General features: G+C 42.9%; 14 protein-coding genes. 11 read left to right on the top strand and 3 right to left on the bottom strand.

All coding sequences use genetic code 11. The features are described 5' to 3' along the window. The first annotated feature begins 126 nt into the window (after positions 1 to 126). The 11 genes from N7U62_RS02515 to uvrB all read left to right on the top strand — a co-directional run bounded on the left by N7U62_RS02515 (position 127) and on the right by uvrB (position 13570). Positions 127 to 630, top strand: a complete 504-nt coding sequence (locus N7U62_RS02515; RefSeq protein WP_264136302.1) for a hypothetical protein — start codon at positions 127 to 129, stop codon at positions 628 to 630. A 293-nt stretch (positions 631 to 923) separates the two neighbouring features. After that, the gene (locus N7U62_RS02510; RefSeq protein ID WP_264136301.1) at positions 924 to 1202 is read left to right on the top strand and encodes a co-chaperone GroES; all 279 of its coding nucleotides are present in this window, start codon (positions 924 to 926) and stop codon (positions 1200 to 1202) included. 47 nt (positions 1203 to 1249) lie between these two features. Next, positions 1250 to 2881 carry a chaperonin GroEL gene (groL, locus tag N7U62_RS02505; RefSeq protein ID WP_264136300.1) on the top strand — a complete coding sequence of 544 codons (1632 nt, stop codon included), beginning with the start codon at positions 1250 to 1252 and terminating at the stop codon, positions 2879 to 2881. Positions 2882 to 3344: 463 nt separating this feature from the next. Continuing rightward, positions 3345 to 4634, top strand: a complete 1290-nt coding sequence (locus N7U62_RS02500; protein WP_264136299.1) for an alginate export family protein — start codon at positions 3345 to 3347, stop codon at positions 4632 to 4634. A gap of 47 nt (positions 4635 to 4681) precedes the next feature. Further along, positions 4682 to 6193 (top strand): methyl-accepting chemotaxis protein, encoded by a 1512-nt coding sequence (locus tag N7U62_RS02495; RefSeq protein WP_264136298.1) that lies wholly within the window; start codon positions 4682 to 4684, stop codon positions 6191 to 6193. A 597-nt stretch (positions 6194 to 6790) separates the two neighbouring features. Beyond that, complete coding sequence (locus N7U62_RS02490; RefSeq protein ID WP_264136297.1) at positions 6791 to 7180, top strand: DUF3127 domain-containing protein; 390 nt, start codon at positions 6791 to 6793, stop codon at positions 7178 to 7180. A gap of 285 nt (positions 7181 to 7465) precedes the next feature. Further along, entirely contained in the window at positions 7466 to 8860 is a 1395-nt protein-coding gene (locus tag N7U62_RS02485) for a tetratricopeptide repeat protein (RefSeq protein ID WP_264136296.1), read from the top strand. A gap of 112 nt (positions 8861 to 8972) precedes the next feature. Further along, positions 8973 to 9746: a phosphosulfolactate synthase gene (locus N7U62_RS02480; protein ID WP_264136295.1), complete on the top strand. Its 774-nt coding sequence runs from the start codon at positions 8973 to 8975 to the stop codon at positions 9744 to 9746. Positions 9747 to 9763: 17 nt separating this feature from the next. After that, positions 9764 to 10714: a polyprenyl-phosphate transporter gene (locus tag N7U62_RS02475; protein WP_264136294.1), complete on the top strand. Its 951-nt coding sequence runs from the start codon at positions 9764 to 9766 to the stop codon at positions 10712 to 10714. Then, on the top strand, positions 10711 to 11463 hold the full coding sequence (locus tag N7U62_RS02470) for a shikimate dehydrogenase family protein (RefSeq protein ID WP_318840620.1): 753 nt from the start codon (positions 10711 to 10713) through the stop codon (positions 11461 to 11463). Before N7U62_RS02475 ends, N7U62_RS02470 begins: the two co-directional genes overlap by 4 nt. A 79-nt stretch (positions 11464 to 11542) precedes the next feature. Next, positions 11543 to 13570 carry an excinuclease ABC subunit UvrB gene (gene uvrB, locus N7U62_RS02465; protein ID WP_264136293.1) on the top strand — a complete coding sequence of 676 codons (2028 nt, stop codon included), beginning with the start codon at positions 11543 to 11545 and terminating at the stop codon, positions 13568 to 13570. Positions 13571 to 13646: 76 nt separating this feature from the next. On the opposite strand, the gene N7U62_RS02460 is transcribed toward uvrB, so the two are convergent. The 3 genes from N7U62_RS02460 to N7U62_RS02450 form a co-directional block, all read right to left on the bottom strand. Continuing rightward, entirely contained in the window at positions 13647 to 14030 is a 384-nt protein-coding gene (locus N7U62_RS02460) for a hypothetical protein (protein WP_264136292.1), read from the bottom strand. A 501-nt stretch (positions 14031 to 14531) separates the two neighbouring features. Next, the gene (locus tag N7U62_RS02455) at positions 14532 to 15155 is read right to left on the bottom strand and encodes a LysE family translocator (RefSeq protein ID WP_264136291.1); all 624 of its coding nucleotides are present in this window, start codon (positions 15153 to 15155) and stop codon (positions 14532 to 14534) included. Between the two features lie 6 nt (positions 15156 to 15161). Then, entirely contained in the window at positions 15162 to 16721 is a 1560-nt protein-coding gene (locus N7U62_RS02450; RefSeq protein ID WP_264136290.1) for a GH3 family acyl-acid amido synthetase, read from the bottom strand. Between the last annotated feature and the right edge of the window lie 25 nt (positions 16722 to 16746).

Genomic DNA, 16746 nt, shown 5'->3' with positions numbered 1-16746 from the left:
TTCCGTTTGGATTAGATCCAATCACTAATTAAATTTGAAGTTCAACAGGCAGCTATTAACACCCCGTTCCACTTGTTTTAACCCGTATCAGACCTAGACGACCACAGGTTTAAAATAAGTTATTATATGAAAAAGCTGCTGCTAGCACTGTTACTCATTGCCCCTTTTCTTTGTCAAGCCCAGACTGACTCCTGGATTCAGATCAATTATGAGGAATTGACACCTCAAATCATGGGTTCACTCCAGGATGAAATTGAAAAGATGAATTTGGAGTTCATCCGATTCAACTTTTATCAACAAGAGGATGCTGAAATTTACCCGGTAGAATTCTTAAGAAAAGGGGTAGACATCACTGCTCTCGGCGGATTGGAATACATTCTTTTCAGATCAGATGGCAGCATTTATGAAAAGCGCTTCAAATTTTATTCAGATGAGCTTTTGATTTCTACCTCCCTGGAAATGATCATGATCATGCAGGAAAAAACCAAAGACCATCAGCTCAAATACCTGACGCGAATCGAAACGGAGGGTCAGCCCGCCTATTATCAAGCGAATACGCAAGACTCCGTTTTTGTATTCAATGAACGGATGGAGTTTCTAAAAGCAGAGGCTGCTAATTTGACCCAGTAGTTATTATTAGCTATTGGCTGTTTGCTGTTAACTATTGACTCTGGCCTCTTGTCTGTTTCTCGAGTCTTGTCTTGAATCTCAAATTTCAAATCTTGATTCTAACAATCTTGGTTCTTGAATCTAAAAATCTAGCATCTAAGTTCTAGACAAGTCCCTTTGGCAGGATTATTTTGTCAGTGTCATTACAAGCTGTCAGTCCATTCGGTCTTTTTGTCAGCATTACAGCTTTGGCACAAGAAATGATATATGCCTTGCAACTTAATTTTTGTAAAAAATTATAAACGATAAGTAAAATGTCAAAAGTAAACTTTAAACCAAACGAAGACCGCATTTTGGTTGAACCTGCTGCCGCAGAAGAGAAAACTGCTTCAGGAATCATCATTCCTGACACTGCCAAAGAAAAACCACAAGAAGGCATCGTAGTTGCTGTTGGTGAAGGAACAAGCGATAAGCCTGTAACTGTTAAGGTGGGAGATAAAGTGCTTTATGGTAAATACTCTGGAACTGAGATTTCATTGGACGGAGGAGACTACCTCATCATGAGAAATTCTGACGTATTCGGAAGTCTTTAATCTAATTAGATCTAAAAGTTTAACCTGGAATTTAAATACATAGAAAAATGGCAAAAGATATATTTTTTAACACAGATGCTAGAGACAGCCTTAAAAGAGGTGTTGACTTATTAGCGGACGCGGTAAAAGTAACCTTAGGACCTAAGGGAAGAAACGTAATCCTTGACAAAAAATTCGGTGCACCTACAGTGACCAAAGATGGTGTTTCTGTAGCGAAAGAAATCGAATTGAAGGAGCCTATCGAAAACATGGGTGCTCAATTGGTAAAAGAAGTAGCTTCTAAAACTGCGGATGATGCAGGTGACGGTACGACTACTGCTACTGTATTGACTCAAGCGCTTTTCGCTCACGGAATCAAAAACGTAGCTGCTGGTGCTAACCCAATGGATATCAAAAGAGGTATCGACAAAGCAGTGGCTACTGTAGTTGAGAACTTGAAAGCTCAGTCTAAAGAGATCAAAAGCTCTGAAGAAGTAGCACAAGTAGCAACAGTATCTGCTAACAACGACGCTGAGATCGGTAAAATGATCGCAGACGCGATGGACAAAGTAGGTAAAGACGGTGTAATCACTGTAGAAGAAGCAAAAGGTACTGAAACTGAAGTGAAGACTGTAGAAGGTATGCAGTTCGACAGAGGTTACCTTTCTCCATACTTTGTGACTAACACAGAGAAAATGGAAACTGAATTGGACAATCCTTACATCTTGATCTACGACAAGAAGATCTCTACGATGAAAGAATTGCTTCCAATCCTTGAAGCTACTTCTCAGCAAGGAAGACCTTTGTTGATCATCGCAGAAGATGTAGATGGTGAAGCATTGGCTACTTTGGTTGTTAACAAAATCAGAGGATCTCTGAAAATCGCTGCTGTTAAGGCTCCTGGCTTTGGTGACAGAAGAAAAGCTATGTTGGAAGACATCGCTATCCTGACTGGTGGTACTGTGATCTCTGAAGAAAGAGGATACAACTTAGAGAATGCTACGCTTGAGTATCTGGGTACTGCTGAGAAAGTAAATATCGACAAAGACAACACCACTGTAGTAAATGGTGCTGGTAAAGCTGAAGATATCGAAGCTCGCGTGAACCAGATCAAGCAGCAAATGGAGAACACTACCTCTGACTATGACAAAGAAAAGCTACAAGAGCGTTTGGCTAAGTTGTCTGGTGGTGTGGCTATCCTTTACATCGGTGCTGCTACTGAGGTAGAGATGAAAGAGAAAAAAGACAGAGTGGATGATGCACTTCACGCAACCAGAGCTGCTGTACAAGAAGGTATTGTAGCTGGTGGTGGTGTTGCACTGATCAGAGCGATCGATTCTTTGGAAGGCCTGGAGCTGGAAAACGAAGATCAAAACACAGGTGTTAACATCGTAAGATTGGCTATCGAAGCGCCATTGAGAACGATCGTTTCTAACGCTGGTGGCGAAGGATCAGTAGTAATCAACAAAGTAAGAGAAGGAAAAGGAGATTACGGTTACAACGCAAGAACTGACGTTTACGAAGAAATGTTCAAAGCGGGTATCATCGATCCTACTAAAGTAACAAGATTGGCATTGGAAAATGCGGCGTCTATCGCTTCTCTCCTACTGACTACCGAAGCTGCTGTAGCAGATCATCCAGAAGAAGATGGAGCTCCTGCAATGCCTCCAATGGGCGGTGGCATGGGCGGCATGATGTAATTGAACATGCCTTTTCGTCCGACAGGATAGTACGGACATATCAATTATATATCAAAGTCCAGTCGATATCGACTGGACTTTTTTTGTGTCTTTTCTTCTCGAAATCATGACTATTTTGGCTAAAAACCTAAAAAAAGATCTCATTCTTTCTATCATAGAATTTTCAGATTCACAGAAACACAGGGTAGAAAACACTAGTGAAAAAGTAAGTAAAAAAGCCTATCGAGGAAAACTAACCCCATCACACAATCTTCAATCCATGAGCTAAAAAACACGCATAAAGCTCTAAAATAGCACTTTTCTTTTCAAGCAGCACGAAATCTATTAGCCCACTCCACTCCTTCTTCGCATATCTGGAGCAAAACAGTTCAGCATTTTTACTTAGATAAAATTACATCTAAAACAGGATTGTATCTGCTCCTAATAGATACCACCTTTGGAGAACAATAACCGATTCAGCACGATGAAAACATTACAGAAACTAATCTTTATCACACTAGGAATGGTCTTCTGGTCTCAATTAACATTTGGACAGGAAGAACAAACTTTCACAATGCAAGGCGAGTACCGACTCAACCCGCTTTACTCTCATGGATTCAGAATCCCCATGTATGGAGACCGCACGGATGAGGGCTATGTGAGCCAAAGAACTCGAATCATCATGAACTATGAAAAGAAGGGAGACCTTAGTACAGAGTTCATCCTTCAGGACTTAAGAGCATGGGGTACCTATAGAAACAATGGCCAGGCTGGTAACTTGAGTATCTTCAGAGCATGGGTAGAAAAAGAACTAGTAGATGGTCTTTCGGTGAAATTTGGTCGACAGGGATTTATATACGGAGATCAGTACATCCTTGGTGGACTAAACTGGGGTGGTAACATGGCGCATGATGCGGCACTTCTCAAATATGAAAAGAATGGATACAAAGTACATGCAGCCTTTGCCTACAACACGACAGGTTTCGATCTGGAACAACAAAACTACCCACTAGCCAATCACAAGAACATGCAGTTCCTCTGGGCCAGCAAAAAAACAGACAGACTCAATGCCAACTTTGTATTTATGAATAGAGGTTTGGAAAAACCAAACGATGAATTAGACATTAGATACAATCATACTACAGGATTGAATATCGGCTACAAGATCAACGACCAGCTAAGCGTTAAAGGTATTGGATATTATCAATTTGGTAAAGACACAGTAGGTTTAGGAAAAGATATCAGTGCTTATCTGTACTCGGCACAGGTAAAATTCTCACCTAACAAAAAACTATCCTTCACATTGGGTACTGATGTAGTATCAGGTACTTCTACAGCCAATGCTTCTGATCCAAATTATAACAAGAAAAACAATTTCGACATCCTTTTTGGATTGAGACACGGATACTATGGCTATCTGGATTACTTCTACACCAAATTATGGCCAGTAACCGGCGTGGAAGATTATTATTTCAAAGCCAAGATACAGACTAGTCCAAAGTCAAGTATGGATGTACACTGGCATGCTTTCTTTAGCAATGCACAGGTATCGAGTTCTGATTTGAGTACTACATTCGACGACTATTATGGCTCTGAGCTCGATCTCAGATGGCACTACAAACAAAGCAATAACATGAAGGTTACGTTAGGATACAGCCACATGTGGGTGACCGACACTTATTTGAGCTACTACAATGCTGATAGTTCTGACGGTTCTTCTACTGTGTATGCAGTTATAGTAGTGAAGCCTACATTCCTTAACATGTCTTTTTAATCAGTAATAAAAACTAAACACTTAATCTGATGAATTTACTTACAAATATGAAAGTTTCAACACGGGTGTTATCTGTCTTTGCAATCATCATTGCATTGTACGTTTCGAACATCGTTTACAACACCTACAGTCTTAGCTTGATTCGTGGCAACATCGAAGCAATCTATGAAGACTGGTTAGTCAGTATCAATTACTTGCTACAATCCGACAGAGATGGATACCAGGCACGCCTGGAATTCAGTGAGATCATTTCGACATACGGAGAAAACTCCTCTATGTCTCTAAAAGAAAAGTTCACAATAGTAGATGAAAACGGACAACAACTCAATGAGCGTTTTCAGAAGTTCAGACAAATCTATGTACAAGCTTCGGGAAACAGCGACTTGAGTCAATTCGAAACTTTCGACTACAATTACAACAAACTTGTTACTCAAACAGCGGAAATTCAAAAGGCCTTAAAATCAGGAGATCTGGAATTGGCTAAAGAGTTATACTTCACAGACTTTGCAAAAACCTTTGATATACTCAGAGGGGCGATCGATGAGATGACCGAGATCAGTGAGAAAGAAGCTGCGCAGCATTTCGCACAGAGTATCGAACGATCAGAGCAAATCAGAACCATTGCCTTCGCATTTTTCGGTGGTTTAGTACTGATCATGGTAGTATCAGGTTTGATTCTGACTAGAAGTATCGTAAGACAACTAGGTTGTGAGCCAAGCGAGGCGGCAGAAATCGCAAAAGAGCTATCTGAAGGTAACCTGACGATCCAATTTGACGACAGAGATTATGGCCTTTACAAGGATTTAAAATCCATGGTAGGTCAATTGAAGAAAATCATATCTGAAGTGATCTCTTCTTCTAAAAACCTATCTTCTGCGAGCGAGCAGTTGACAAACATCTCGATTGGTCTTTCACAAGGTGCAAACGAACAAGCTGCATCTGCTGAAGAAATCAATTCATCTATGGATATGATGACCGAATCGACAGTCAAAAACAGTGACAATGCCAAGGAAACAGAGCGCATCGCTGATACGGCCTCATCTAGCGTAAACAATGCATCCAAAGCTGTGGGTGAAACTGTGACCAGTATGAACATGATTGCTGAGAAGATCACAGTAATAGGTGAAATCGCCAGACAGACAAATATTTTGGCCCTGAATGCCGCAGTGGAAGCAGCAAGAGCTGGTGAACAAGGAAAAGGATTTGCAGTTGTAGCTGCAGAGGTAAGAAAATTAGCAGAACATTCGCAGAAGGCTGCTGCGGACATCGATGATCTATCAAGAAACAGTGTTTCTGTGGCAGAAAAATCAGGCACTTTGCTTCATGATTTGGTTCCAGAAATTGCAAAAACCGCTGAATTGGTGAAGCAAATTTCTGATAGCTCAATGGAACAAAATGAGTCAACAAAACAAATCAACAGTGCCATTCAGCAGTTGAATGACATCATTCAAAGCAACTCTGCCAGCTCAGAAGAAATGGCAAGTGGTTCTGAAGAATTGTCAAACCAAGCAGAGACTTTGAAGGAATTGGTATCCTTCTTTAGAGTAGACAATGCATAAGAAATAGTAATAGTCAGCTTCATAAATATGTTTAGTTATGTTGGCCCTTGCTCTGAATAGAGCAGGGGCTTTTTGTATTCGGGTGATTCATACCATATTATCTCATGCCATCAATTGAAACCCTGAGCCACTCAATTAAAGGCCGTCTAAGATTCGATCGATACGCAGAAGGAATATGAAAAGACAAATTACTATCTGAAACAAAATGAAACATATTTCATTCCTGTTGAGGATTTCGAAACGCAAGCGGGAAATTGGTCGATTGTAGGCCAGGCCATAATGATAAGAGAACCCGCCCACCCCCATATTCAACCTAACAAATAAGGATTCCCAGACGGCAAACGATCATTCTCAAGCAGTAATCCATAAACATTAAGATAAAGACATCCTGATTCTAATTCCGGAGTTTTCCTGCAAGGGAAATACGAAATCCATCTATTTGATTCCTGGAAAAAACCCAAAATACTCTGACATAGGTGGAATCTACGTTAACTAAGAAACCGATCCTGAAAAAGCCCGGCTAGTGGTTTGTATTTACTCTCTCTAATCTTCATCTTTGCCACCCAATTTTCAATTCATAAAAAATTATTAAGCCCCATGGAGATCAAAGCCAAACTTTTAGAAAAATTCGACACTGCACAAGTATCTGGTTCTTTCAGAAAAAGAGAATTCGTAGTTGAGTATGCAGAAAATCCACAGTACCCGGAATTTGTAAAGTTTGAGTTGATTCAGGACAAATGTGATTTACTAGATCCCTTCAACGTAGGACAAGAAATCAACGTAGCGTTCAACCTAAAAGGAAGAAAATGGACCAACCCACAAGGTCAAGTAGTCTATTTCAACTCTCTACAGGCATGGAGATTATCTGCTGCCAACGATGTAGCAGCTGCACCAAGTGCACCGGCACAAGAGGGAGGTGCTGAGAGCCTATCAGAACCAGAATGGCTGAACAGCAATGACAATGATGCCGATGATTTGCCATTTTAATCGATCCAAAAAATCATTTTATATAACCCCGCCCATTCATGGTCGGGGTTTTCTTTTTATTCAGAATCTGCCCTACCAACTTTTTTTACCCAGTATTTCAAGACTTTAATTCTCTGAAAATCTAGGATTTAACTTTCACCTTAGCACAATAATCCTTTAATAGCTGTGATAAAGCAACATAATCGGGCTTCCAAGTCTCAATAAAACTGTCTATCTTCAGAACTTAGAATTGAAGATGTGTATCCACTAAAAACCGCTATCTTTGTAGCTTAATTATTGGAGTAAATGGAAGAAAATTATAAAAAACGCAACGAAGACAAGGACCTGGTCAAAAGGTACGAATCTCACAAAGAGAATAAAGAGGCGTTTTACTTTTCTACAGATGAGTATGAGCACATCGTGCATCATTACATCGACCAGTCTAACTTCAGAAAAGCCCTGAAGGCCTTGAATTTTGCGATGGAGCAACATCCCTATGCTGCGGAATTCATGATACTGAAAGCCCAGACCTATTCTAATCTGGAGGAATATGGCCTAGCCATTAGTTTGCTGGATCAGGCGGCTAACCTCAATCCTGGAGATAGCGATATACACCTGATCAAAGGCAACATTCAGGTAATGCAAGGCAATCATGAAGAAGCACTTGAGAGCTTCTACAAAGCTTTGGAATTTTCGCAGGAAAAAGATGAAATCCACTTTTCTATAGGCCTGGCTTATCAGAATATATCTGACTATGACAATGCGGTCAAGTATTTCAAACTGTCCCTAGAGGAAAACCTCAACAATGAAGCTGCGCTTTATGAGCTGGCTTATTGTCTGGATGTGATGGGAGAACTGGAAAAGAGTGTCTCCTACTACAAAGAATTCATAGACAAAGATCCTTATTCTGAGTATGCCTGGTACAATCTGGGCATCATATACAACAAGCTGGAGAGATTTGAAGACTCTATCAGCGCCTATGAGTATTGTATCGCCATAGACGAGAAATATAGCTCAGCCTACTACAACATGGGCAATTCGTTCATGATGCTAAAAAAGAACGAGCAGGCGCTGGATGCTTTCAAAACCACATTGGAACTAGAAGGGCCGACTCCTGAGATTTATTTCAGTATCGGATCTGTATATGAAAACATCGAGCAGTACGACCTGGCCATTCGCTATTATAGAAAGGCTACTAAGCTGGATCAGTTTTATGATGAGGCCTGGTACTGCACGGGCATATGCCTGGGGCATCAGGACAAATGGTATGAAGCGGTTCACTTCTTCAACAAAGCGCTGAAATTGAGCATAGAGAATCCAGACTACTGGACCGCTCTGGCCAATGCTGAATATAAGGTAGGAAACACCATCTCCAGTATAGATGCCTATGACGAAGCGAGCCAATTGAGTCCTGGCAATCCTGATATATGGAAGAATTGGTCAAAAATATATTTTGAGCAAGGCGACATGGAACGAGCCATCGGCATTATCACTGACGGCATCAGTGAGTTGCCAGAGGAATCCTCCTTGTATTACATGTGTGCTGTTTATCATATTGAATCTGGAGAATACAAAAAAGCCTTCAACTTTCTGGAAAGAGGGTTGTTTTTGAACTATGAAGGCCACACGCTGCTTTACGATTTCTTCCCAAATCTAGAGACACAAAAGGCCCTTTATAAAATTATCCAGCAGTACAAATAAGTGATTTCAATCACAGAAATCATTCTTCAAATAGCTTTGCATCTAATCTATAAATCAATTTATTTGCAAGTCGATTATCGACCAGTGCATATTAGTTTTTGAAATATTCTGAATGAATTATAATTTAAATAATCTACCTAGTAGAACGTTAAAGCCGAGAGAGAAAGGATTTACAATGGTGATGGACAAGGGGCTTAGCACGAGACAAGCGGAAGACCTTATCGACACCTGTGGCGATTACATAGACATTGTTAAGTTGGGGTGGGCTACCTCCTATGTCACTTCCAATTTCGAGAAGAAACTAGATGTTTATAGAAATGCGGGCATCCCGGTTTATTTGGGAGGAACGCTATTCGAAGCATTCATTATCCGAGATCAGTTTGATGATTATCGCAAGGTTTTGGACAAATACCAACTAAGCCATGCAGAGGTATCTGACGGATCTATCACGCTGGATCATGAAAAGAAATGTGAGTACATCCGCACACTGGCTAAGCAAGTAACTGTACTTTCAGAAGTAGGATCGAAAGATGCTGCTGAGATCATTCCTCCATACAAATGGATCGAATTGATGCAAAAGGAACTAGATGCAGGAGCCTGGAAAGTAATCGGTGAAGCTCGTGAAGGAGGAAATGTTGGACTTTTTAGATCTACTGGTGAAGTAAGATCTGGTTTGGTTCAAGAGATCCTAACGAAAATCCCAATGGAAAAAGTACTTTGGGAAGCGCCTCAAAAGGAACAACAAGTTTGGTTCATCAAGCTGCTAGGAGCCAATGTAAACCTTGGTAACATCGCTCCGAATGAAGTAATTCCTTTAGAAACCATCAGACTAGGACTGAGAGGAGATACTTTCGATCACTTCCTTAATGGCAAAGGAGCTGAATAAACGCTAATCCACCCGACATGAAATCCATTAAGTATTACGTCCTATTGTTCCTCAAAGGAATGGGAATGGGCAGTGCAGATGTTGTCCCAGGCGTATCTGGAGGAACCATTGCATTTATCACAGGTATTTACGAAGAGCTATTGGCATCCATTAGCTCTTTTGATTTAGATGCCTTCAAACTCTTGACAAAGTTCAAATTCAAAGAGCTTTGGAAGCACATCAATGGGCAGTTTCTTCTGCCTTTGATTGGAGGCATCCTGGTTAGTGTGGTGAGCCTGGCGAAAATCATTTCGCACTTGCTAGAAACGCAACCTATCATGATCTGGTCCTTTTTCTTCGGATTGGTGATCATTTCATCCATTTCTGTAGCGAAAGAAATATCAAAATGGAACGCATTAGTAGTGCTTTCTGGATTGGTGGGGATTGCCATTGCTTTTCTGATCACGATCATTACACCTGCTACCACTCCTAATGGACTTTGGTTCATCTTTATCAGTGGGGCCATAGCTATCTGCGCTATGATTTTACCGGGGATCTCTGGGAGCTTCATCCTTTTGATTCTGGGCAAATACGCCTATATCGTAGATGCTTTAAATGATCTGGACTTTGGAGTCATCATTGTATTTGCCTTAGGCTGCATCACTGGACTCTTAAGTTTTTCGAGAGCGATATCCTGGTTTTTGAAGAAGTTCCACAACTATGCAGTGGCATTGCTGGCGGGTTTCATGATCGGTTCATTGAACAAAATCTGGCCCTGGAAAAAACCGATTCGCTTTGAGCTGATCCACGGAGAGCAGGTACCAACTTTAGAGAAAAACATCCTACCTACTCAATACCTCGAAGAGACGGGCAACAACCCAATGATTGTACAGGCGATTCTCTTTATGGCCTTAGGGTTTATGCTCGTGATCATCCTCGAAAAAGTAGCTATACTGATCAAAAACAGTTCGAACAAAAACGCCAAATGATGAAAAAATTTGGGTTGATCGGAAAGACACTGAAGCATTCCTTCTCTAAGAAGTACTTCGGTGAAAAGTTTGATAGAGAGGGAATTGAAAACTGCGAATATGAGCTGTATGAATTGCCTGATATTGCACATTTTCCCGATCTGATCAAAAACCTGAGCCCAGATCTTGTGGGGCTCAATGTGACCATCCCCTACAAACTGGAGGTCATGCAGTATCTGGATGAGATGGACGAACATGCCACGGCCATTCAGGCGGTGAATACGATCAAAGTAAGCGCTGATGGAAAGCTAACGGGATACAACTCTGACTACTACGGTTTCAAAGACTCGCTAATGGAATGGGAGCTAGCAGGCAAATCCGCCCTGGTATTGGGAACCGGTGGCGCTTCTAAAGCCATTGTCAAAGCACTGGAAGACCTTTCCATCCCCTATCAAATGGTATCCAGACGTAGCTCAGACAAAACGATCTCCTATGATCAGATCAATGAAAACCCTGACTTCATTGCGGACAATCTCTTGATCATCAATACCACTCCACTGGGCACCTATCCTAACGTGGAAGAAAAACCTGATCTGCCTTATGACCAACTGAGCGCCGATCACCTATTGTTTGATCTTGTCTACAATCCAGAGCTTACGGCTTTCATGCAAGAAGGGATCAATGCAGGAGCTAAAACAAAAAATGGCTATGCCATGCTAGTCGGTCAGGCAGAAAAATCCTGGGCAATCTGGAATGACAAAGACGAATAGTGACATTAAATTCTCTCTATTTTTTGCATCCCTAATCATTTCCTAATCTTTCTCGTATGACATCTGTATAATTGCACATATGGATTTCAAAATCACCTCAGAATACAAACCTACAGGCGATCAACCCAAAGCCATTGCCCAACTGACCGAAGGAGTAGAAAACGGAGAAAAATCTCAAGTACTACTAGGTGTAACCGGGTCTGGTAAAACCTTTACCATGGCCAATGTGATTCAGCAGACCAATCGACCCGCTCTGGTTCTTTGTCATAACAAAACATTGGCTGCACAGCTCTACAGCGAACTGAAATCCTTTTTTCCGGAGAATGCCGTCGAGTATTTCATTAGCTACTACGACTACTATCAACCGGAGGCTTTCCTTCCCACTACGGGACTGTATATCGAGAAAGACCTCAGCATCAACGAAGAAATTGAGAAGCTGCGACTGGCCGCTACCTCTGCCCTATTGACCGGCCGTAGAGATGTGATCGTGGTGGCTTCTGTATCCTGCATCTACGGTATTGGTAATCCCGAGGAGTTCGGCAAAAATGTAATCACACTGGAGGTCGGTCAGGAGATCAGCCGCAACCAATTGCTATTCGCTTTTGTGGACATCCTCTACAGTCGCACCGAGGCAGATTTCAAGAGAGGCAATTTCAGAGTCAAAGGAGATACAGTAGATATCTTTATCGCCTATGGCGACTTTGCCTATCGCATCATATTCTGGGGCGATGAGATCGAAAGCATCCAACGGATAGACCCGGTGAGTGGACAAAAATTGTCCGACGAAAAAATCGTAACCATCTTCCCCGCCAACCTGTTCGTGACAGGAAAAGACCTGCTCCATCAGGCTATCAACGAAATACAGGACGACATGGTGGCTCAGGTGCAATATTTCGAAGAAGAGCGCCGATTTCTGGAAGCCAAAAGGCTGAAGGAACGCACAGAATTTGATGTCGAGATGATGAGGGAGCTGGGCTACTGCTCGGGTGTGGAGAACTACTCGCGCTATTTCGATCGACGACAAAAAGGAGCCAGACCTTTCTGCCTGCTCGATTACTTCCCGGACGACTTCCTGATGATCGTAGACGAAAGTCACGTAACCTTGCCCCAGGTCAGAGCCATGTGGGGCGGTGACAGGGCGCGAAAGGTGAACCTTGTAGACCATGGATTCAGACTACCGTCAGCCATGGACAACCGACCGCTGACTTTTGAAGAGTTCGAAGGACTGGTCAATCAGACAGTCTATGTCAGTGCCACTCCGGGAGACTATGAATTGAGAAAGTCGGAAGGGATCGTGGTAGAGCAAGTGATCCGTCCTACGGGTCTGCTGGATCCGATAATAGAGGTGCGTCCGAGCGAAAACCAGGTCGACGACCTGATGGAAGAAATAGATGAACGCATCAAAAGAGACGAGCGCGTATTGGTCACTACCCTGACCAAACGGATGGCTGAGGAACTCACCAAATACCTCCACAATCTGAACATCAAAACCCGATACATCCACTCCGAAGTGGACACACTAGACCGGGTCGAAATCTTGAGAGAACTGCGCCTGGGTGTATTTGATGTATTGGTTGGGGTGAACCTACTGAGAGAGGGACTGGATTTGCCAGAGGTATCTCTGGTAGCGATCATCGATGCGGACAAGGAAGGCTTCCTGAGAAATGAGCGATCTCTGGTGCAGACCATCGGTCGTGCCGCACGTAACCAAAACGGTATGGTAATCATGTATGCCGATAAGGTGACTGGCTCTATGCAGGTGGCCATGGACGAGACCAACAGAAGAAGAGGCATTCAGATGGCCTACAACGAAGAGCATGGCATCACTCCTAGAACGGTGCTAAAATCCAAAGAAGCCATCATGGGACAAACCTCCGTGGCAGACTCTAAGAAAGAAACCAAACGCAAGTACTACGCCGAACCAGAGGCGCCAAATGTGGCCGCTGACCCTGTGGTGGCCTATATGGACAAAGCAGGCATAGACAAGATGATCGAGCGCACGAAAAAGCTCATGGAAAAGGCCGCCAAAGACCTGGACTTCATGGAAGCCGCCCGACTAAGGGACGAGATGATCGAACTGGAAAAACTGAAAGAGAAGAAGTCCTAAGGGCTGGTCGGGTTACAAACCCTACGAAATAGCTTCGGGATTACAAATCCCGAAGAGCGCTTTTTTTTATAGTTCATCAGCCATGCCATATCTTGTAATTCACCACTTTACCTTTTTCAAGCACCAGTATTAATGATCCTGTGTCTATCCCTTTTCGAGACATCCCTAAATAATACCTTAGTTCAGAATTGCTTTGGCTTGAAGGTTTACCCAGTAGTTCAATTATCTGTTTTGGTGACTTTCCGATGAGGTTGTAATTTGTTGCTAGATCATGAGTCATGTCCCATCGTAGTGAGACATTCGATTCCGTCTCTTCCCAACTCTTCCAAAGTTCCGAGTTGAACTCGACCCTGGCTCTGTAATTCTTGAGATTAGGTTCGAAAGTTATATAACCTACGAATCCTAGATAACTGACGATAACTAATACTGTTAAACCTCCTAAAACCTTAAATATCTGCATGACCTTTAAGTTTTACGAATAGGCCATAAGTATAACCCAAACCTCTTTCCTTTCCAATTTAACCCTCATTCCCCATATAGACAACTTCGCTGAATAGCCCCTAGCTACCTGGTATCTCTGATTTAGCGAGTCATTTCACAGAGTTGCAAAGTCCCTGCAGTCTGCAGCAGCTGAACACAAGGAGTTGCAAGCGCCCTGCAAACTGCAGCGGCTGATTGTATAGTGTTGCAAGCTCCCTGCAGATTGCAGCGGCCTTGCAACAAGCTAGCATTCCTCCCTGCAAATTGCAGGACGAGATTATACATCCTAGCAAGCTCCCTGCAATCTGCAGGGGACTTGCTACATCATAGCCATGCTTGCTGCAGATTGCAGGAAGGATTTTAGACCCTAGCAAGCTTCGCGCAATTTGCAGCGGCAGATTTAGCACTTATGATTAAGCCCTTTTAGATTTTTGCCAGGTCTGCCCCTCCTGATTCATGCAAGAGAGGTTATCATACCAGACTAAAGAGAGGAAATATTTTCGATGATCAGCTTCAGTCCCAATCCAATCAGAACCACCCCTATCCCTATTCTCAAATAGCGTTGCACCTTCTGACTTAGGTAGGTTTTGAGTTTTGGCGCGAAGTAGGCCTTGAGTGTATCCGTCACCCAAACGGTATTCAATATCCCCAGGAAATAGAAAAACTCTGCCTGGCGATTCGAAAAAGTAGTAATGGCATAATTGGACATGGCAGCCCAAAATCCCCACACCACAGGATTAATCGCGCCTAGCATCAATCCCTGCATAAACAACCCGGCATGGGCCAAATGCTTCTTTTTATCGGTTTCAATTTTAGGCTCCTCGTTTTGCTTTTCCTTTCTGAAAACAAAGGTGAGACCAAAGACAATCAGCAGCAATCCACCGCCTAAGGCCAACCAGGGACTGGGTTCATCTCCGGCGACCTGACTCATCCCTAGCCAAGTCAGAAATATGATACCCGAATCAGCAATCCCCACCCCAGCCACGAAAAACAGAGATTTTTTGAAGCCATGCTGCAAAGATTTTTGAAGCAAAGTCAGGAAGATTGGCCCTGTCGACACAGCCAAAATCAACCCAGTAGAAAGTCCTATGAGATATGGAGGCAAACCGTTTTAGTTTTTTGGCGAATCTAAGCTGTTTTCCAGCAATCCCTGCCAGGATTTCAACCTTTCTCCCTTCAACACACGAGGAAATTTGTTTTGCCCGCCTTCCTTACCATTGATTCTCATCCATTCATAAAAGCGCTCGACGGGCACCACCTCTACAAAGATTTCTTTGAGGGCCGCACCACGCTCCACCGCATAGTCGTCATTGAGTTTTTTCAGGTTTTGATCCAAAGTAGACTTGAGCCACTCGACATCCACCGGGTCATCCGTACCGATGTACCAGCGATGAGCAAAAAGACTGTCACAGCTCTCACCAGACACGGTAAACTCCTTCACGTTGATATTGAGTGTTTCGGCAGTCTGCACCATGGCGCAGTTCATATTGTCCATAGATAGATGCTCCCCGCATAGACTCAGAAAGTGTTTGGTCCGACCGGTGATAATCAACTCCATCTGATCCAAATCCGTGAACCGAATCACATCTCCAATGAGGTAGCGCCAGGATCCTGCATTCGTACTTAGCAAGATCGCATAATCCATCCCCTCCTCTATTTCGTCTATCTTATAGGTGGTAGCCTGTGGGTACACCTGCCCATCTTCGTCAAAATTGCCGGATGTAAAAGGGATGAATTCATAAAAGATGCCATTGTTCATCACCAACTTCATAGCCGAACTATCCACCCTATCCTGAAAAGCAATGAATCCTTCGGAGGCCAAATAGGTTTCCAGATACATCAGCGGCCTGGCCAGTAGCTTTTCAAAGCCCTTTTTGTAAGGCTTGAATGACACCCCTCCATGGACAAAAAACTGCAGGTTGGGCCATAGATCATGGATAGACGAAAGTTCATATCTATGGACGATCTTCTCGATCAATATCTGAATCCATGCAGGCACACCGACCACCACACCGATGTCCCACTGTGGGGCCTTCTCTACCATCTCGTTGAGCTTTTGGTTCCAGTCTGGAGCAGCGGATATCTTCTTGCCCGGCTTATAAAAATGCTGAAACCAAAAGGGTACCTGTGAGGTCGTAATACCACTCAAATCCCCTTCGAAATACCTACCATTGAACTTCAGATCCGTACTGCCGCCGACCATCAAGATTCCCTTCTCGAAAAACTCAGGAGGCAAATCATATTTCGAAATAGACAGGAGCTGGCGCACACTGGTCTTTCGGATCGACTTGATCATATCGCTGGTCACCGGGATATACTTGGAAGAGGCGCTGGAAGTCCCCGAGCTCAGGGCGTAGTACTTCACCTTGCCTGGCCAGGTTACGCCTTTTATCCCTTCTCGGGATTGAGACCACCATTCCTCATTGATCTTTTCATAATTGTAGATGGGCACGTTGCTCTTGAAATACTGGTAAAACAAATGCTCGTCTTGATTCTTAAAACCATTGAGAATGGTATCGAAGTAATGAAATCGACCAAAATAAGTGTCCTTGGCTGTGATCAGGAGTTTTCTTAACTCGTTTTTTTGAAGGTCGAAGGGAGAAGTATAGTTCTGCTCCAGCGTTTCGCGCAGTTCCATACCTCGTTTCAATAATTTGCCTAACAATGCCATATATCTACAAGCGAATTGATCCTAA

Source organism: Reichenbachiella ulvae, from assembly GCF_025833875.1.
Classification (GTDB): domain Bacteria; phylum Bacteroidota; class Bacteroidia; order Cytophagales; family Cyclobacteriaceae; genus Reichenbachiella; species Reichenbachiella ulvae.
The sequence above is the reverse complement of the archived record's forward strand: the minus strand, read 5'-3'. Positions and strand labels throughout refer to the sequence as shown.